General features: G+C 71.0%; 18 protein-coding genes. 12 read left to right on the plus strand and 6 right to left on the minus strand.

From position 1 onward, the window contains the following. Position 1: 1 nt before the first annotated feature. Positions 2-1,258, minus strand: a complete 1,257-nt coding sequence (locus OHS18_RS43470; RefSeq protein ID WP_328614732.1) for an MFS transporter — start codon at positions 1,256-1,258, stop codon at positions 2-4. Between the two features lie 62 nt (positions 1,259-1,320). Here OHS18_RS43470 and OHS18_RS43475 point away from each other — a divergent pair, with 62 nt between their 5' ends. Genes OHS18_RS43475 through OHS18_RS43485 form a run of 3 tightly spaced genes read left to right on the plus strand, consistent with a single transcriptional unit; the run spans position 1,321 to position 4,389 of the window. Next, the gene (locus OHS18_RS43475; protein ID WP_328614733.1) at positions 1,321-1,824 is read left to right on the plus strand and encodes an ArsR/SmtB family transcription factor; all 504 of its coding nucleotides are present in this window, start codon (positions 1,321-1,323) and stop codon (positions 1,822-1,824) included. A gap of 43 nt (positions 1,825-1,867) precedes the next feature. Further along, entirely contained in the window at positions 1,868-3,316 is a 1,449-nt protein-coding gene (gene hflX, locus OHS18_RS43480; RefSeq protein ID WP_328442714.1) for a GTPase HflX, read from the plus strand. A gap of 53 nt (positions 3,317-3,369) precedes the next feature. Beyond that, the gene (locus OHS18_RS43485) at positions 3,370-4,389 is read left to right on the plus strand and encodes a hypothetical protein (protein ID WP_328614734.1); all 1,020 of its coding nucleotides are present in this window, start codon (positions 3,370-3,372) and stop codon (positions 4,387-4,389) included. A gap of 219 nt (positions 4,390-4,608) precedes the next feature. Here OHS18_RS43485 and lexA read toward each other — a convergent pair whose 3' ends face one another. Further along, positions 4,609-5,268 (minus strand): transcriptional repressor LexA, encoded by a 660-nt coding sequence (gene lexA, locus OHS18_RS43490; RefSeq protein WP_247063137.1) that lies wholly within the window; start codon positions 5,266-5,268, stop codon positions 4,609-4,611. A 358-nt stretch (positions 5,269-5,626) separates the two neighbouring features. Between lexA and OHS18_RS43495 the strand changes: the two genes are divergently transcribed. From OHS18_RS43495 to OHS18_RS43510, 4 genes are all read left to right on the plus strand, one after another. Then, positions 5,627-6,100, plus strand: coding sequence for a LysM peptidoglycan-binding domain-containing protein (locus OHS18_RS43495; protein ID WP_328442712.1), 474 nt, complete (start codon positions 5,627-5,629; stop codon positions 6,098-6,100). Positions 6,101-6,409: 309 nt separating this feature from the next. Continuing rightward, a complete protein-coding gene (nrdR, locus tag OHS18_RS43500; protein ID WP_328442711.1) occupies positions 6,410-6,904 on the plus strand; it encodes a transcriptional regulator NrdR in 495 nt (164 codons plus the stop codon). Between the two features lie 30 nt (positions 6,905-6,934). Beyond that, positions 6,935-9,745 carry a vitamin B12-dependent ribonucleotide reductase gene (locus OHS18_RS43505; RefSeq protein ID WP_328614735.1) on the plus strand — a complete coding sequence of 937 codons (2,811 nt, stop codon included), beginning with the start codon at positions 6,935-6,937 and terminating at the stop codon, positions 9,743-9,745. A 39-nt stretch (positions 9,746-9,784) separates the two neighbouring features. Then, the gene (locus OHS18_RS43510) at positions 9,785-10,303 is read left to right on the plus strand and encodes a hypothetical protein (protein WP_328614736.1); all 519 of its coding nucleotides are present in this window, start codon (positions 9,785-9,787) and stop codon (positions 10,301-10,303) included. Here the strand turns inward: OHS18_RS43510 and OHS18_RS43515 are convergent. Further along, the gene (locus OHS18_RS43515) at positions 10,300-10,689 is read right to left on the minus strand and encodes a VOC family protein (RefSeq protein WP_328614737.1); all 390 of its coding nucleotides are present in this window, start codon (positions 10,687-10,689) and stop codon (positions 10,300-10,302) included. The genes OHS18_RS43510 and OHS18_RS43515 overlap by 4 nt on opposite strands. 342 nt (positions 10,690-11,031) lie before the next feature. On the opposite strand from OHS18_RS43515, the gene OHS18_RS43520 reads away from it, so the two are divergent. Beyond that, a complete protein-coding gene (locus OHS18_RS43520; protein ID WP_328614738.1) occupies positions 11,032-12,651 on the plus strand; it encodes a hypothetical protein in 1,620 nt (539 codons plus the stop codon). 63 nt (positions 12,652-12,714) lie between these two features. After that, a complete protein-coding gene (locus tag OHS18_RS43525) occupies positions 12,715-13,455 on the plus strand; it encodes a ferritin-like domain-containing protein (protein ID WP_328614739.1) in 741 nt (246 codons plus the stop codon). On the opposite strand, the gene OHS18_RS43530 is transcribed toward OHS18_RS43525, so the two are convergent. Then, positions 13,452-14,000 (minus strand): TetR/AcrR family transcriptional regulator, encoded by a 549-nt coding sequence (locus tag OHS18_RS43530; protein ID WP_328614740.1) that lies wholly within the window; start codon positions 13,998-14,000, stop codon positions 13,452-13,454. The two genes, OHS18_RS43525 and OHS18_RS43530, sit on opposite strands and share 4 nt — an antisense overlap. A gap of 77 nt (positions 14,001-14,077) precedes the next feature. Between OHS18_RS43530 and OHS18_RS43535 the strand changes: the two genes are divergently transcribed. Then, positions 14,078-14,689: an FMN-dependent NADH-azoreductase gene (locus OHS18_RS43535; protein WP_328614741.1), complete on the plus strand. Its 612-nt coding sequence runs from the start codon at positions 14,078-14,080 to the stop codon at positions 14,687-14,689. Beyond that, the gene (locus tag OHS18_RS43540; protein WP_328442703.1) at positions 14,689-15,003 is read left to right on the plus strand and encodes a DMT family transporter; all 315 of its coding nucleotides are present in this window, start codon (positions 14,689-14,691) and stop codon (positions 15,001-15,003) included. The genes OHS18_RS43535 and OHS18_RS43540 overlap by 1 nt, the downstream gene beginning before the upstream one ends. Here OHS18_RS43540 and OHS18_RS43545 read toward each other — a convergent pair. Further along, positions 14,993-17,005, minus strand: a complete 2,013-nt coding sequence (locus OHS18_RS43545; protein WP_328614742.1) for a prolyl oligopeptidase family serine peptidase — start codon at positions 17,003-17,005, stop codon at positions 14,993-14,995. The two genes, OHS18_RS43540 and OHS18_RS43545, sit on opposite strands and share 11 nt — an antisense overlap. 112 nt (positions 17,006-17,117) lie before the next feature. Here OHS18_RS43545 and OHS18_RS43550 point away from each other — a divergent pair, with 112 nt between their 5' ends. Then, positions 17,118-18,131: a neutral zinc metallopeptidase gene (locus OHS18_RS43550; protein ID WP_328614743.1), complete on the plus strand. Its 1,014-nt coding sequence runs from the start codon at positions 17,118-17,120 to the stop codon at positions 18,129-18,131. On the opposite strand, the gene OHS18_RS43555 is transcribed toward OHS18_RS43550, so the two are convergent. Continuing rightward, positions 18,124-18,348, minus strand: a complete 225-nt coding sequence (locus OHS18_RS43555; protein ID WP_442875314.1) for a hypothetical protein — start codon at positions 18,346-18,348, stop codon at positions 18,124-18,126. The two genes, OHS18_RS43550 and OHS18_RS43555, sit on opposite strands and share 8 nt — an antisense overlap. Positions 18,349-18,425 lie beyond the last annotated feature (77 nt).

An 18,425-nucleotide genomic window follows, 5' to 3' on the forward strand; every position in this document is an offset into this window, starting at 1 on the left:
TCTAGGCGGCCGCGGAACCCGTTTTCGCCGTGGTCGGCAGATCGCGCATGTGCCGCAACGGCGAGAAGACCACCCACAGCACCGCGGCCGCCTCGCCGGCGATGGCCACCCACGTCGCGCCGCGCAGCCCGAGTCCTTCACCGAGCGCGCCGCCCAGCAGGCCGCCCAGCGGTATCACGCCCCAGACGACGAACCGCACGCTCGCGTTCATCCGGCCGAGCAGCCGGTCCGGGCAGATCGCCTGCCGGTAGGACACCTGCGCGATGTTGTAGATGATGATCCCGAACCCGCCGACCGCCGCGCCGAGCCCGGCCAGCCCGAGCCGCCAGTCCGGTGCGGCGAACGGGAACAGCAGGTTGGCCGGCGTGGTGCACAGCGGGACCAGCCAGATCGCCCGCGACTGGCCGAGCCGCCGGGTCACCGCGCCCGAGCAGACCGCGCCGAGGATCCCGCCGGCGCCGCCGACCGCGAGAAGCACGCCGACCGCGGCCGGCTGCAGCCCGACGGTCCGCGTCAGGAACAGCACCTGCACGGCGTTGAACGCCCCGCCGAAGAAGTTCGCCGTCGCCGTCGTCCCGACGATGGCCCGCAACGGCCTGTCGGAGAACACGAACCGCAGACCTTCGGCGATCTGCGGGAGCAGCCGGGCGTGGCCGCCGCGCTCCGGTTCGGGCTCTCGCGCGCGAATCCGCAGCAGGCACAGCGCCGACGTCAGGTAGCCGAAGCCGGTGATCAGCACGGTGTTCGCCGCGCTGACCAGCTGGACCAGGACGCCCGCGGCGCCCGGCCCGGCGATCTGCGCCGTGGATTGGACGGCCTGGAGCTTGGCGTTGCCCTCCAGGAGGTGCTCGCGGCCGACGAGCGAGGGCAGGTACGACTGGTATGCGATGTCGAAGAACAGCGTCGCGATGCCCACGAGCAGCACGACGACCAGCAGTTGCGCGAGCGTCAGCACCCCGGCCCACCAGGCGAGCGGCACGCTGAGCAGCAGTGCGAACCGGGTGAAGTCGGCCGTGAGCATGACGCGGCGGCGCCGCAGCCGGTCGACCCACACCCCGGCGGGCAGCCCGATCAGCAGGAACGCGAGCGTCTCGGCCGCGGTGAGCAGGCCCATCTCGAACGGCGTCGCGGCCAGCGTCACCGCCGCGAGCAGCGGGACGGCGGTGTTGCCGACGAACGTGCCGAACTGGCTGGCCGTGTCGCCGGCCCACAGCCGCCGGAAGTCGGCGTGGAAGAAGAGTGATGACCCCCTGGACATGCTCCCGAGTCTGCCGCGAGTGATTGGAAAGTGTCAATCACTATGCGCTCTAGGCTGTGCCCGTGCTCTCCGCGAAACGACGTGCCGCGACCGAAGCCGAGGCCGCCGCGCTGGCCTCCGGAATACGGCTGCGCATCATCCGGTTGACCTTCTCCGAGGCCCTGACCAACAAGGAGCTCGCCGAGCGGCTCGGCCGCGACCCGGCGACCACCCTGCACCACGTGCGCAAGCTCGTGGACACCGGCTTCCTGGCGGCCCAGCCGCCCCGGCGCGGCACCCGGGGCGCCCGGGAAATCCCCTACCTCTCCACGGGACTTTCGTGGACACTCGACTCATGCGGTGATCGGGGCGTTGAAGAGGCGGTGCTCGAGGCCTACCTGGCCGAGATCGCCGAAACCGGGTTCGAGGGCGTGCACCAGTCACGCCTGGTCGTCCAGGTGGCCCCCGAGGAGCGCGAAGAGCTGGACAGCCGGCTGAACGCCCTCCTCGAGGAGTTCCGCGCGCGCCCGCGCCGTCCCGGCGCGGAACGCACCGCGATCTACCTCGCCACCTATCCGAGCAGCTGAAGAAGTTCGGTTCCGCGTCGAAACGTGGGACCATGGAGGCACGATGACAGATCTGACACACACCGAAGACCACGACGACGACCGGTACGACGCCGAACTGTCCACGGGCGAGATGGAGCTCGAGGACCGCGCGTCACTGCGCCGGGTCGCGGGGCTGTCCACCGAGCTCGACGACGTCACCGAAGTCGAGTACCGGCAACTGCGGCTCGAACGGGTCGTGCTGGTCGGCGTGTGGACCGAGGGCACCGCCCTGCAGTCCGAGGCGTCGCTGGCCGAGCTGGCGCGCCTGGCCGAGACCGCGGGTTCGGAAGTCCTCGAAGGTCTCATCCAGCGGCGGACCAAGCCGGACCCGGCCACCTACATCGGCTCGGGCAAGGTGCGGGAAGTGCGCGACATCGTCGGGTCCACCGGCGCCGACACCGTGATCTGCGACGGCGAGCTCTCGCCGGGCCAGCTGCGGCAGCTCGAGGAGAAGGTCAAGGTCAAGGTCATCGACCGGACCGCGCTGATCCTCGACATCTTCGCCCAGCACGCCCGGTCCAAGGAGGGCAAGGCGCAGGTCGAGCTGGCCCAGCTGCAGTACCTGATCCCGCGGCTGCGCGGGTGGGGTGCGTCGCTGTCCCGGCAGGCCGGTGGCCGCGCCGGGGGCGCGAACGGCGGCGTGGGCCTGCGTGGTCCCGGTGAGACCAAGCTCGAGACCGACCGGCGGCGGATCAACAAGCGCGTGGCGAAGCTGCGCCGGGAGATCGCCGCGATGGACACCATCCGCGAGACCAAGCGCGGCCGCCGGGTGGCCAACGAGGTGCCCAGCGTGGCGATCGTCGGCTACACGAACGCCGGCAAGTCGAGCCTGCTCAACGCGCTGACCGGCGCCGGGGTGCTGGTGGAGGACTCGCTGTTCGCCACCCTCGACCCGACCACGCGGCGCACGCAGACCGCGGACGGGCGCACCTACACGCTGACCGACACCGTCGGGTTCGTGCGGCACCTGCCGCACCAGCTGGTGGACGCGTTCCGCTCGACGCTGGAAGAGGCCGCGGACGCGGACCTGCTGGTGCACGTGGTCGACGGGTCCGACCCGGCGCCGGAAGAGCAGGTCAGCGCCGTGCGCGAGGTGCTCGGCGAGATCACGCGCAAGCGCAAGGAGCCGCTCCCGCCGGAGCTGCTGGTGATCAACAAGACGGACGCGTCCGACGAGGTCACCCTCGCCCGGCTGCGGCACGCCTTGTCCGGCTCCGTGCAGGTTTCGGCGCGGACCGGGGCCGGCATCGAAGCACTCGTCGACGTGATCTCCGAACGCCTGCCGCGGCCCGAGGTCACCGTCGAGGTGCTGGTGCCCTACGCGCGCGGCGAGCTCGTCGCACGGGCGCACTCGGACGGCGAAGTGCTGGAAGAGGAGCACGTCGAGGAGGGCACGCGCCTGCTGGTGCGGGTCCGCCCGGATTTCGCCGCCGCTTTACGGGAGTACGAGACCAACTCGACCAGGGCCTGACACGTCTCCGTAGTGTGCGATCAAAGTGGTCGCACACTACGGAGGTGGCTGGGGTGCGCTTGGCGGTCGCGATTGCGGCGGGTTTCCTGGCTTTGCTGAGCGGACCGGTACCGGCGTCGGCGGCGGAGACGCCTCAGCCCCTGTGCACGGTGAAGGACTCGCGCCTCGGTGAACTGTCGGGGCTCGTGTCCGACGGCGAACACCTCTACGCGATCAACGACGGCGGCACCAAGGTCCAGGTGTTCGTCCTCGGTCGCGACTGCAAGGTGCAGAAGGTCCTCAGCGACAAGACGGATCCGTTCGACGTCGAAGACCTGGCCCGCACGCCCGACGGGCGGCTCTGGCTGTCCGACACCGGCGACAACCTGAAGGGCCGGCTGACCGTCGCGCTGCTCGAGCTGAGCCCCCAGGGCAAGCTCACGCTGCACCGGCTCACCTATCCCGACGGCCAGCACGACACCGAAGCCCTGATCATGGACAAGGCGGGAACGCCGTACCTGATCACCAAGGACGTCCTCGGCGACGCGAAGGTCTACCGGCCTGCCGGTCCGCTGGCCAGCCCCGGCCCGACCAACCTGGAGAAGGTCGGCTCGGTGAAGATCGCGACCACCGACACGCAGGGCGGCCCGGTCGGGTCGATCGGCTCGGTCCTGGTCACCGGCGGCGCGTCCACGGCCGACGGCACGGTCGTCGCGCTGCGCACCTACACCGACGCCTACCTCTACGCCGCACCCGACGGCGATGTCCTCGCCGCGCTGCAGCGCACCCCGGTCCGGATCCCGTTGCCGGGGGAGAAGCAGGGCGAGGCGATCGCGTTCGATCCCGACGGCACGCTGCTCTCGGGCAGCGAAGGGGCCGGCCAGCCCCTCCGCGCGGTGCGGGGCGCGGCCGCTCTGGCCGCGCAGTCCGGCGCACCGGCGGAGGGCAAAGCCTCGACCGGCACCGGCGCGTCGTCCGGTTCGGCGGGGGACGGGGCCGGGCTCCCCATCCTGCCCGCCGCGGGGATCACGCTCGCAGTGGTCGGGATCGGCTGGTTCGGGTTCAGCAAGCTGCGTCGCCGAAGCCGCCGATAGTCCTGGCGGGCTTGGCTCCCCACGGCCAAGACCACTCGATCCGGTGAAGATCAGCCCCAGCCTCGGCGGTGCGAACCTCGGGCTTCACTTCCCAGGCGACCGAGGCGGGGGTCCGGGGGCTCGCCCCGGGCGGGTCTGGGGACTTGCCCCAGAAGACACGTGGAGCGGGTGGCCGTGGTCCGCGCTTGTCCGCGGACACACCTCGCCCCCTCCACCTCGCTACAGGCGGCGGAGGACCGCCACGACCTTGCCGAGCACCGTCGCGTCGTCGCCGGGGATCGGCTCGTACGCCTCGTTGTGCGGCATCAGCCAGATGTGGCCGCCCTTGCGCTTGAACGTCTTGACCGTGGCCTCGCCGTCGATCATCGCCGCGACGATCTCGCCGTTGTCCGCGTCCGGCTGCTGCCGGACCACGACCCAGTCGCCGTCGGTGATGGCCGCGTCGATCATCGAGTCACCGGTGACCTTGAGCAGGAACAGCTCACCTTCGCCGACGATCTCCCGCGGCAGCGGGAAGACGTCTTCGATGGACTGCTCGGCCAGCACCGGGCCACCGGCGGCGATCCGGCCGACCAGCGGCACGTACGCCGCCTTCGGCATGACCGGCTGCTGGTCCATCTCGATGCCCATGGGGTTGTCGTCGGTCGCGGAGAGCACGCCGACCGCGCGCGGCCGGTTCGCGTCCCGGCGCAGGTACCCCTTGCGCTGCAACGCCCGCAGCTGGTGCGAGACCGACGACGTCGACGTCAGGCCCACCGCCTCGCCGATCTCGCGGACGCTGGGCGGGTAGCCGAACCGGCTCACCCACGAGCGGATCACGTCGAGCACCTGCTGCTGGCGGACGGTGAGGGCGTCGTCCACGTCGTACACCTCGGGCATGGAGGCCACCTTTCCGGTGCCCCCGGGGGACCCACTGGTCCTGCCCGCCTTGTTCTCCTTCGCCACTGCGTCGCCTCCCAGACGTTCGCTGCACGTATGCGCGCCGGCCGCCGTCCGCTGGGTGCGGGCAGCCTCGCCGGCGGCATCTGCCCGGCAGATGCCCTGGTCACCGACGTTAGCCCCCGGGCACGGCGATTTCAAACATCTGTTCGATCGACACGCCGTGTCCGCTCGATTTTGTCGGTGGCAGGTGGTAGACCTTCGCACGGACGTTCGATAGAACGCCTGTTCGACCTTGATCCGCGAACCGCTCCCGGTTCCCGGATCAGGCGGACACCTGGGTTTAGAGGAGGTTCGGATGTCCATTCTGGCCGAACGTGGTCCGGCTCGCCCGGCGACCCCGGTTCCGGCGCAACCCCGCCCTGTGCGCGTGCTGCGCGGGCGGCGCGGAGAGGTGCGGCGCCCGCCGACGCGCGCGAGGGTGGTCGCGGGCCGTCGCCCGGCCGGCGCGCCCTGCGCGGCGCCGCGGCGGGTGCCGGTGCGGTGGCCGTGGCTCGCCGCCGTCGCCGTCGCAGCCTGTCTCGTGGTCACCGGATTGGGGCTTCTCGGCGGCGGTGGCACGGGCGCTCCGGTGCCCGAGTCGACCGCCACGGTCTCGGTCGAGCAGGGCGACACGCTGTCCGCGCTGGCGTCCCGATTCGCGCCAAGCAGCGACCCTGGCGCGGTTGTCGCCCGGATCAAGGAGCTCAATCGCCTGGACCAGGGCGTTCTCGTGCCCGGGCTGGCGCTCACGGTCCCGGTCGCCGACCCGGCCGCGGTTCCCGCACCCTGATGCCGCCACCGTCCGCCGTGGCCGTCAACCACTCTCACCCGGGCGGGTTCCCGCCCGGTCGCGCCGCTTGCGCGTGTACCTCCCGAGTCCTACTCTCTGCCGCTATATGTAGTAGTTACACCGCTGTAGTTGGTCCACAGGTTGGGGTAGTCTGGACAGCAGTTGTCCACAGTTGACCGGCTTTTACCCACCGGATGTCCACATGTCGATCACCAGGGTGCAGGGGTACCCGGTGATCGCAGCACGGCCGCGCGTGGCGGCCGGGACGTCGACCGGGGCGGCCGGCGCGGAGGGGAAGGTGATCGGCGGATGAGGTGCCCGTTCTGCCGGCATGCGGACTCTCGGGTCGTCGACTCCCGAGAGGTGGATGAAGGCCAGGCGATCCGCAGGCGGCGCTCGTGCGCGTCCTGCGGCAGGCGGTTCACGACGTCGGAGACGATGGTGCTCGCCGTCGTGAAGCGCTCCGGGGTCACCGAGCAGTTCAACCGGGACAAGGTGGTCAGCGGCGTCCGCCGTGCGTGCCAGGGCAGGCCGGTCGACGACGACGCGCTGCAGCAGCTCGCGCAGCGCGTGGAGGAGTCGATCCGCTCCGCCGGGCTGGCCGAGATCCCGAGTCACGAGGTCGGCCTGGCGATCCTGGGCCCGCTGCGTGAGCTCGACGGGGTCGCCTACCTCCGGTTCGCCAGTGTCTACCGCTCGTTCTCCTCGGTCGAGGACTTCGAGAAGGAGATCGCCGACCTTCGTGAGGCCATCGCGGGTGCTGCTGCGCCGAAGGAGAGCGATCAGCGCGACGACGGCGATTGACCGTCCCGCTGCGGGAGTGAGGGTTCGACCATGACCGAAACCGTGGGGACCGGGGCCAGGGCGGCCACCGGCAAGAAGAACAAGGCCGCCGGCGGGCTGAGCGTGAAGCGTGTCTTCACCACCGAGGGCGAGCACCCGTACGACCAGGTCACCTGGGAGCAGCGGGACGTCGTGATGACCAACTGGCGCGACGGCTCGGTCAACTTCGAGCAGCGCGGCGTGGAGTTCCCCGAGTCGTGGTCGGTCAACGCCACGAACATCGTCACCAGCAAGTACTTCCGGGGCGCCGTCGGCAGCCCCCAGCGCGAGCGCAGCCTCAAGCAGCTCATCGACCGCGTCGTGCACACGTACGTCAAGGCCGCCCGCGACCACGGCTACTTCACCTCGCCGCAGGACCTCGAGATCTTCGAGCACGAGCTCACCTGGATGCTGCTGCACCAGGTCTTCAGCTTCAACTCCCCGGTCTGGTTCAACGTCGGCACGTCGTCGAAGCAGCAGGTCAGCGCCTGTTTCATCCTCGCCGTCGACGACACCATGGAGTCGATCCTCAACTGGTACCGGGAAGAGGGCCTGATCTTCAAGGGCGGTTCCGGCGCCGGCCTCAACCTCTCCCGCATCCGCTCCTCGAAGGAACTGCTCACCTCCGGTGGCACTGCCTCGGGCCCGGTCTCGTTCATGCGCGGCGCCGACGCGTCCGCGGGCACCATCAAGTCCGGCGGCGCCACCCGGCGCGCGGCGAAGATGGTCGTGCTCGACGTCGACCACCCGGACATCGAGGAGTTCATCCAGACCAAGGCGCGCGAAGAGAAGAAGATCAAGGTCCTGCGCGACGCCGGGTTCGACATGGACCTCTCCGGCGCGGACATCTCCTCGGTGCAGTACCAGAACGCGAACAACTCGGTCCGCGTGTCCGACGAGTTCATGCAGGCGGTCGAGAACAACACGGACTTCGCGCTGCGCGCCCGGCTCACCGGCGAGGAGATCTCCCGGACCGACGCGAAGACGCTCTTCCGCACCGTGGCGCAGGCCGCGTGGGAGTGCGCCGACCCCGGCATCCAGTACGACGGCACGATCAACGACTGGCACACCTGCCCGGAGTCCGGCCGCATCACCGCGTCCAACCCGTGCAGCGAGTACATGCACCTCGACAACTCGAGCTGCAACCTCGCCTCGCTGAACCTGCTCAAGTTCGTCACGCCCGAGGGCACCTTCGACGCCCCGCTGTTCGCCCGCGCGGTCGAGTTCGTGATCACCGCGATGGACGTCTCGATCTGCTTCGCGGACTTCCCGACCGAGCCGATCGCCGACACCACGCGGAAGTTCCGCCAGCTCGGCATCGGCTACGCCAACCTCGGCGCGCTGCTGATGGCGCTGGGCCACGCGTACGACTCCGACGGCGGCCGCGCGCTCGCGGCGGCGATCACGTCGCTGATGACCGGCGTCTCCTACCGGCGTTCGGCGGAGCTGGCCCAGGCCGTCGGCGCGTACGAGGGTTACGCCCGCAACGCCGAGCCGCACCAGCGCGTCATGCGCAAGCACGCGGCGGCGAACGAGCTCGTCCGCACCTACCACGCGAACGACGCCGCGGTCCGCGCGCTGGCGACCGAGGAGTGGAAGCGCGGCATCGACATCGGCACGAAGCACGGCTGGCGCAACGCGCAGGCGTCGGTGCTCGCGCCCACCGGCACCATCGGTTTCATGATGGACTGCGACACCACCGGGATCGAGCCGGACTTCTCGCTGGTGAAGTTCAAGAAGCTCGTCGGCGGCGGCTCGATGCAGATCGTCAACCAGACCGTGCCGCGCGCGCTGGAGGCGCTCGGTTACCAGGCCGAGCAGGTCGAGGCGATCGTCGAGTTCGTGGCGCAGAACGGCCACGTCGTCGACGCGCCGGGGCTGCGGCCCGAGCACTACGAGGTGTTCGACTGCGCGGTCGGCGAGCGCTCGATCGCGCCGATCGGGCACGTCCGGATGATGGCCGCGGTGCAGCCGTTCCTGTCCGGCGCGATCTCGAAGACCGTCAACATGCCGGAGACGGCGACGGTCGAAGAGGTCGAGGAGATCTACTTCCAGGGCTGGAAGCTCGGCCTCAAGGCCCTCGCCATCTACCGCGACAACTGCAAGGTCGGCCAGCCGCTGTCGACGGCGAAGAAAGACAAGGTCGCGGCGGAGCCGGAGAAGGTCGTCGAGTACCGGCCGGTGCGCAAGCGCCTGCCGAAGAAGCGCCCGAGCCAGACGGTGTCGTTCACCGTCGGCGGCGCGGAGGGCTACCTGACGGCGGGCTCGTACCCGGACGACGGCCTCGGCGAGATCTTCGTCAAGCTCGGCAAGCAGGGTTCGACGCTGGCCGGCGTGATGGACGCGTTCTCGATGTCGATCTCGGTGGGCCTGCAGTACGGCATCCCGCTCGAGTTCTACGTCTCGAAGTTCTCCAACCTGCGTTTCGAGCCGGCCGGCATGACCGACGACCCGGACATCCGGATCGCCACGAGCGTGCTGGACTACCTGTTCCGCCGGCTGGCGCTGGACTACCTGCCGGAGGAAAAGCGCGCGCAGCTGGGCATCCTGTCCGCGGACGAACGCTCGGCCGAGGTCGAAGCCAACTACGGCGGCACCGTGGACCTCGGCGCCTTGCAGTCCACAGTGGACTCCTCGCCGGAGCCGCACACAGCGGAATCCGAGCACCCGCACCGCGAAGCCCAGACGACGACGGAGCTGATGGAACTCCGCCTCGGCAAGGCCGCGGACGCCCCGCTGTGCATGACGTGCGGAACGAAGATGCGCCCAGCGGGTTCGTGCTACGCCTGCGAAGGCTGCGGCGCGACCTCGGGCTGCAGCTGATCGGTCGTTTCCCGTTGCGTGGCCCGGGACACCGGAGTCGTGATCGACGACTACGTGTTCGCGGGCCACGCCGCGGTCGCCGGCGGTGCGCAGCGGCTGTCGGTGAGTGACTGCCTCGCCGACCTCGTCCTGTCCGAGCTCGGCGGGGACGATTGGTTCGGCGACTTCGCGACCGCGGCGGCCCGCGGTGAAACGGTGCTCACCGCCGGGGTTCCCGTGGAGCACGTCGAACGCGTGCTGGCCGACCTGGCCGCCGCGGGCCGGGTGCGGGGAAGCGGTGGCCTGCCGGACCGGCTGGGCCACCGGCTCCCCGTGCCGCGCGGGCGCGTCCTCGGGTTCGAGCCGATCGGGTTCGACGACGGAGCCGGGCATTCCTGGGCCTGCCTCGGCGGCCTGGTCGACGACGTCCGCGCGGCGACCGGCATCCGCCCGGCCGGCAACGGCCTGATCGAGGCGGAGACCGACGCCCGCGAAGCCGCCCGCTGGCTGACGGCGTCCGGGCTCGGCGACCCTAAGGTGCTCTTCTGGACTCCGGCGGTCGTGCTGGGCGCCCGCTAGCGCACGATCTCGGCGATGCCGAGCATGTTGCCCTCGCTGTCGCGGAACCACGCGGCCCGCTCGCCCCGGCCCTTGCTGGGGTAGTTGCCCTCGATGTCCATGATCCCGCCGACGCAGCCGTCGTACTCCTCGAACACGACACCGCGGGCGCGCAGCTCGGCGACCGCCGCTTCGACGTCGTCGACGTAGAACCCCATCTGGGTGAAGGAGCCGTCGGACGCGCCGGCGGAGGCGTAGAGGCAGAACACGCCGGACTCGCTCTCGTACCGCAGGCCGCCGGGCCGCTCCTCGGCCGGTTCGAGGCCGAGCCTTTCGGCGTACCAGCGGCGGGCGCGGGCCAGGTCCTGGGTGGGGATGCGGGCTTCGAACCGCAGGGTGATCGGCATCCGCCCGATGATAGGCCAGATGGCGGGGACGCCCCGGAATCACGACGGAAACCGCATCCGGAAACAATACATCCTGCATTTTCCGGCCTTTTTGAGGTGAATAACCTTGTTTTCACGTTAACATGTTCGACACTTTCGACCCCGTTGTCCCGGTTTCACTCGTTCGAGTTAACCTCTGCGGCGCGGGGGGAAGAAGGCTGTTCCTCCTGGTCGCGCTTTCGTGTGGATCCGGGGAGGGATCGCTCGATGACCTCGCTTGTCGCTGCCGAAACGACGCCGAGACCGCGGGAAAAACCGCAAAGCAAGGGATTTTCCCGCTGGTGGTCGAGCGCGCTGGTGCTCGTGATCTTCGCTTTCCTCGCCTGGCAACGCCGATGGGTCTGCGACGACGGCCTGATCGCCCTGCGCACCGTGGAAAACCTCCTCCACGGAAACGGTCCGGTGTTCAACGCCGGGGAACGGGTCGAGGCCAACACCAGCACTTTGTGGACGTACGTCCTGGCCGTAGGCGGTCTCCAGCCGTGGCTCCGGCTGGAATGGGTGGCCGTCGTCCTCGGGCTGGTTTCCGCCGTCGGCGGGCTGTTCTTCGGCCTCGACGGGGCCAGGCGCCTGTTCCCCGCCCAGCGGGTCGTGCCGGCCGGCGGCCTGGTGGTCCTGGCGCTGCCGCCCTTCTGGGACTACGCCACGTCCGGCCTGGAGACCGGCCTGGTCACGCTGTGGCTGTCCGTCGGGTGGTGGCAGCTGGTCCGGCACGCGGCCGGCGATCCCGTGCGAACCTGGCCGACCCTGCTGCTGATCGGCTGCGGCCCGCTGGTGCGCCCCGAGTTCGCCCTCGTCTCCGCGATCACGTTCGCCGCGCTGCTGGCCGTGACCAGGCCGGGGTGGCGCCGCGCGCTCGGCTGGCTCGGGCTCGCCGGCCTGCTCCCGGTGGCGTACCAGGTGTTCCGGATGGGCTACTACGGCCTGATCACGCCCAACACGGCGCTGGCCAAGGAGGCCACCCAGGCCCGCTGGGACCGCGGGTGGTTCTACCTCGTCGACCTGTTCGGCTCGTACTGGCTGCTGATCCCGCTCGCGCTGCTGCTCGCCGCCGCCGTGTTCGTCCTGCGACGCCTGGAGCGGAAGTCGCTGGTGGCCGCCCTCACGCCGGTGGCCTCCGGGATCCTGCTGGGGCTGTACGTCACCCGCGTCGGCGGCGACTACATGCACGCCCGGATGCTGCTGCCGGTGCTCACCTGCCTGCTGCTGCCGGTCATGGTCGTCCCCTTGACCCGGTGGACCGGCGCGCTCGTGCTGGCGGTCCTGGCCTGGACCGTCACCAGTGCGGTCGGCCTGCGCCCGGACTCGGCCGAGCAGCACAAGATCGGCGCGTACGGCATCAGCGACGCCCGGGTGTTCTGGGTGGACTCCACGCGCCACGAGCACCCGATCACCGCCGAAGACGCCGCGCTCCTGCCCGGTTACGTACAGGACATCCTCGCGGCCCGGGCCCACATCACCGGCCCGTCCGTCGCGGTGTCGGTGAACCTGACGTGGGTGGCCTACCCGGGGACGCGCACGGTGGTCTCGACACCCGGCGCGCTCGGTTTCCCGGGCATGCTCCTGCCGCGCGAGGAAACCCTGGTCGACGACCTCGGGCTCGCCGGCCCGCTCGCCGCGCACACCAGCGTGATCGCGAGCATGCCCGCGGGGCACCAGAAACTGCTGTCGCCGGCGTGGACCGTCGCCGACGCCGGAGCCGGGTCGCCGGCCCAGCTCTCGGCCGCCGGGAACGAAGTCATCTACTCGGAGGAGATCGCGGCGGCCCGGCTGGCGCTCGCCCGGCCCGAGATCCACGAGATGCTCGACTCGGTCCGCGCGCCCCTGACCTTCGACCGGTTCTGGAACAACCTGATCCACTCCGTCGGCCGCAGCCGGTTGCGCTTCGACCCCCGCCCGTTCGTCGCGGCGTACGAGCGCTGATCCTCACGGGATCTCCACCGGAACCGCCCACGGCGTCCACAGCCACCCGGCATCATCGGCGCGATGACCTACGAACACTGGCTCCACGACTTCACAGCCGAGGCCGAACGCCGGCGACACCGCGAGGAACCGCCGTGGGCGCGGGGCGCCCGGCTCGAGCCCGACGTCGCGCGGAGCATCCAGCGGTTCCAGGTCGGCGAGGCGGGGGACGGCGCCAACCTCGTCGCGAAGGCCGGGAGAGATGACGTTTACCTGGCCGCGGTGAAGCTCTTCGTCGCCGAAGAGCAGAACCACGCGCGGATGCTCGGGGAACTGCTGCGTGCCGCCGGCGTACCGACGATCACGAGCCACTGGTCCGACACCGTTTTCGTGCGGTTGCGGCGGGCGCTCGGGCTGCGGCTCGAGCTGATGGTGCTGCTCATCGCCGAGGTCGTCGCGCTGCGGTACTACCGCGCCCTGCGGGACGGCACCACCGACCCGCTCGTCACCCGGGTCGCGAGCCTGATCCTCGCCGACGAGGAACGGCACGTGCCCTTCCACTGCCACCGCCTCCGGATCGGCTTCGCGACGCTCGGCAAGGCGGCGGGCGCCCTGGTGTTCGGCGCCTGGCGGCTGCTCTTGCTGGGCGTGACGATCACGGTCGCCGCCGATCACGGGCGTGCCCTGCGCCGGCTCGGCGTCGGGCGGCTCGTCTTCGTCGCCGACGTGCTCGTCGCCTTCGAAGCCGCCCTCGCGCGGATCCGCGGTGACGAGCCGAAGCCGCGTCACGTCCCGAAGCGGGCCAGGCCGCGTGGCCTCTTCTAGAACGCCCCGGCCGCGAGGGCCCGCAGTGACGCCGTGATCCGCTCCGGCGTCACGCCCTGGCCGGTCTGGTGCAGGAACACCTCCGGGGCCAGCGGGGCCAGCAGGACGTCGGCCAGGACGTCCGGGTCCGGGGCGCCCGCCGCGACCGCCAGGATCCGGACGTGCGTGTGCCAGAAGCCGTACGCGCCCGTCTCGAAACGCGAATGGCCCACCTCCGTGCCCAGCACCAGGTGCGCGTGGCGGGTCAGCAGCTCGATCATCGCCGCGTAGAACGCCGCCAGCCGCTCGGCCGGGGGTGCGCCCGGGCCCAGTGGGGGAGCGCCGCGCAGCAACGACTCCTGCAGCCGGCGCTCGTGCTCGTCCAGCAGCGCCACCGCGATCGCCGCGCGGTCCGGGTAGCGGCGGTAGAGCGTGCCGCGGCCGACGCCGGCCGCGCGGGCGATGTCCTCCATCGTGACGTTCGCCGGGCCGTGGGCGGCGAACAGCTCCTCTGCGGCCGTCAGGACCTTCGCGCGGTTGCGGGCGGCGTCGGCGCGTTCGGGCATGGCGCCAGCCTAGGGAATATCCGGACGAGGCGTCCAGTTAGCCTCAAGTGGACACCGCGTCCACTTGAGGAGGAACCGTGACCCACCTGCTGCACCTCGACTCCAGTGCCCGCCGCACGTCGTTCTCGCGCGAGCTGTCCGCGCGCTACGCCGCGACCTGGGACGGCACCCGCACCTACCGCGACCTCGCCGCCGACCCGGTCCCCGTGATCGGCGAGGCCTGGACCGAGATCTGCGACGCGCTCCTGACCGCGGGCATCACCGATCCCGCGCACTACGCCGACGTCGTCGCGACGCCGGAGCAGAAGAAAGCCTGGGCGGTCGTCGAGCCGCTGCTGGCCGAGCTGCTCGAGGCCGACGTCGTCCTCATCGGCGCGCCGATGTACAACTTCTCGATCCCGGCCGCGCTCAAGACGTGGATCGACCAGGTGACGTTCCCGCGGATGTCGTTGCGCGGCAAGGCGTTCGTCATCGCCGGCGCCCGCGGCGGGACGTACGCGCCGGGCGCGCCGCGCGCGCCGTTCGACCACCACGAGGCCTACTTGCGGGCCTTCATCGCCGGGCACTACGACGTCGACGACGTCCGCTTCGTGCACGCCGAGCTGACCAACGCCCTGGTCGACCCGCACCTCGCCGCGCGCGAAGCCGACCGGGTGGCGTCCCGCGACCGGGCCCTCGAAAGCATCTGATGGGCTGGGTGACGCTGGTCTGCGCCGGGCTCGTCGAAATCGCCTGGTCGCAGAGCATCAAGCCGACGGAGAACTTCACGAGACCGTGGCCGACACTGCTGTGCTTCGTGCTCTGCGCGGCGGCCGTCTACCTGCTTTCGCGCGCGATGGACACCGTCCCGGTGGGCACCGCCTACGCGGTGTTCACCGGGATCGGCGCCGTCGGCGCGATCGTGCTCGGCGTCGTCGTGACCAAGGACCCGCTGAGTGTCGGCCGGGTGGCCGCGCTGGCCCTGATCGTCGGCGGCGTCGTGCTCGCGCGCGTCACTTCGTGAGCTGCTCCCACAGGAACTCGAAGACCAGCGCCCACTTGAACGCCAGCTGCTCGTTGTCCGCCGCGGCGCCGTGGCCGCCTTCGATGTTCTCGTGATACCGGACGTCGTGCCCCTGCTCACGCATCCGCGCCACCATCTTGCGGGCGTGGGCGGGGTGCACGCGGTCGTCGCGGGTGGACGTCACGAACAGCGACGGCGGATAATTCCGTCCACTGTGGACGTTCTGGTACGGCGAGTACTTCGAGATGAACTCCCACTCGGCGGCGTCGTCCGGGTCGCCGTACTCGGCCATCCACGACGCGCCGGCCAGCAGCAGGTGGTAGCGGCGCATGTCCAGCAGCGGCACCTGGCTGACGATCGCGCCGAACCGCTCCGGGTAGCGCGTCAGCATCACGCCCATCAGCAGGCCGCCGTTGCTGCCGCCCTGGATGCCGAGCTTCTCCGGCGTCGTGATGCCACGCTCGGCGAGATCCGCGGCGACCGCGCCGAAGTCCTCGTACACCCGGTGGCGCCGCGCCTTGATCGCCTGCGTGTGCCAGCTCGGCCCGTACTCGCCGCCGCCGCGGATGTTCGCGACGACGTACGTGCCGCCGCGCGCCAGCCAGCCGCGGCCGATCATCCCGCTGTAGGACGGCGTCAGCGACACCTCGAAGCCGCCGTAGCCGGTCAGCAGCGTCGGACCGCCTTCGGCACCGGACGGCCGGACGACGAAGTAGGGGATCTTCGTGCCGTCTTCGGACGTCGCGAAGTACTGCGCGACGTCCATCCCCGAAGCGTCGAAGAACGCCGGAGCCTGCTTCAGCACTTCGACCTCTTCGCCGACGTGGCCGTAGCTCAACGTCGACGGCTGGAGGAAGCCGCTGGAGTTGATCAGGTATTCGTCGCTGACGTCGGGATCGGTGTCGAAGATGTCCGCGCTGCCGAACTCCGGCCCGCCGGACAGCGGTTCGTCGGCCCAGCCGCCGGGGCCCGGCGTGAGCGTGCGCAATTCGGAGCGGACGTCGCGCAGCAGGCCGAGCAGCAGGTGGTTGCGCGTCCAGGCCCAGTAGTCGAGGGACGTGTGCTCGTCGGGCGTGAAGAGCGTCGTGAAGCCCCGCTCGCCGCCCATGAAATCGTCGAAGAGGATCCCGATCAGCGAACCGGCCGGGTGCTCGACGCCGCCGACGGTCCACGCCGTCCGCGGCCGGACCAGCAGCCATTCGCGGTGCAGCGACGCGCTCGCGTCGTCCGGGACGTCGATCTTGACCAGCCCGTCCGGCGTCCGCAGGAACAGCTCGGAGCGGTAGAAGTCGATCGCGCGGCTGACGAAGTCGCGCTCGAAGCCCTCGGTCGGGTCGTGGGACGCGCCGATCGAGACGTCGTCGGCCTTGCCCTCGTAGACCGTCGTCGCCGCTTCGATCGGCGTGCCGCGGCGCCACTCCTTGGCCAGGCGCGGGTAGCCCGAGCTGGTCAGCGAGTCCGGGCCGAAGTCCGTGCCGACGTACACACGGTCCTCGTCGATCCAGCCGATGCGCGTCTTCGCCTCCGGCAGCGTGAAGCCGCCTTCGACGAACTCGTGCGCGTCGAGGTCGAACTCGCGCACCACCGTGGCGTCGGCGCCGCCGCGCGACAGCTCGACCAGGCCGCGGCGGTAGCCCGGCCGCAGCACGGTCGCACCCTGCCAGACCCAGTTTTCGCCTTCGGCCTCGGCGAGCGCGTCGACGTCGAGCAGCAGCTCCCACTCGGGCTCGGCCCGCCGGTAGGACTCCAGCGTCGTCCGCCGCCACAGGCCGCGGGGGTGGCTCGCGTCCTGCCAGAAGTTGTAGAGGAGCTCACCGCGGCGGCGCACGTACGGGATCCGGTCGTCGGCGTCGAGCACCTCACGCAGTTCGTCACGCAGCTCGGCGAACCGGGCGCCCTCGGTCAGCTCGGCCAGCGTCTCGCCGTTGCGGGCGCGCACCCAGTCCAGCGCGTCCTCGCCGGTCACGTCTTCCAGCCACAGGTGGGGATCCTCGACACTCATGCCGACAGTTTCGCCCGGACACCCCTCCGCTGGCCACCGGGCGGCGTTTTCGTTTCGTGATCCCGGCCTCTCCGGCGGTCGATATGCTGGGCGCAGCGAGCAGGGGGAGAACGTGAACGACGCCGAAGCGGCCGGCCCGTCCGGGCCGCCGCCACTGCCCTCCGCGGGGGCGGCCCGGCCTCCGGAACCGGCGTGGGCGCCGGAACCCAACCCCTGGGCGTCACCCGGCTGGGCGACCGCACCCCCCGTCCCGATCGCGCCGCCGCGCAGCCGGCTCTGGGGCGCCGTCGGCGGCGTCCTGGTGATCGTGCTGGCCTTTTCGCTGATCGCCGCGACCTTCCCGCACCGCGTCGACGGGCACGCGTTCGTCGCGGAGGGCGTCGACACCGGACGCGCGTACGGCGGCACGTCGGACGGGAAGCAGCCGAAGTCCGTGCCGGAGCTGTCCGCCAACCCACTGCTCGCCGCCGGCATCACGCCGGGGCCCGCCGTGTGCTCGCTGCCCGCCCTCGGCCGGGCCGCCGAGCAGCTCAAGGCGTACTACGGCGCGCTGGCCGGCTGCCTCGAACAGTCGTGGCGCCCGGCGCTCGCGAAGGCCGACGAGCCGACGCTGACCGCGAAAGTGTCGGTGGTGTTGCCCGAGCACAGCGCGTGCGGCGCGGCGCCGTCGGAGAACGAAGCCGTCGCCTACTACTGCGGCGGCGACACCACGATCTACGCCCCGACCGACTGGATGCTGTCGGACGCCGGGCTCAACAAGGCCCGCCACATCGCGACGATCGCCCACGAGTACGGCCACCACGTGCAGCGCGAGAGCGGCATCCTGTCCGCCGCGGCCGACAAGATGACGTCGGCGAACGAAGACAGCGCGGCCGACAAGGAGCTCGTCCGCCGGATCGAGCTGCAGGCGAACTGCTTCGGCTCGTTGTTCCTCGCCGCGGTCGCCGGCTCGGGCTCGATCACCCGGTCCCTGGCGAACGCCGCGGTCGCCGACTACGGCCGCGCCGACGACAGCGACACCCACGGCTCGCGCGCGCACCAGCTGTCCTGGGCGAAGGCCGGGTACGACGGCAAGAGCACCAAGTCGTGCGACACCTGGAGCGCGCCGCCGGCCGACGTCAGCTGACGCGCCGGCCGAGCAGCGCGAGGAACCTCTCGAGCTCACTCGCGTTGTCCGGGACGGCGACGCTGTGGGCGAAGGAGCCGTTCTTCTCGCGACCCTCGTCGGGGATGCGCTCGGCCATCTGCAGCGCGGCGTGCACGGCCTCGGCGTCCGGGTCGTAGGGCAGGCCGAGCGTGCGGGCCAGGTCCCAGCCGTGCGCGACCGTGTCGACCAGGTGCATCAGCGCCCGCGCTCGTCAAGGCCCGGTACCTCACCGACTGGCACGCGCCGAACGTCGAGCAGGCCGCGCTGGCGGCG

It is taken from the genome of Amycolatopsis sp. NBC_00355, assembly GCF_036104975.1.
In the GTDB taxonomy this organism is placed as follows: domain Bacteria; phylum Actinomycetota; class Actinomycetes; order Mycobacteriales; family Pseudonocardiaceae; genus Amycolatopsis.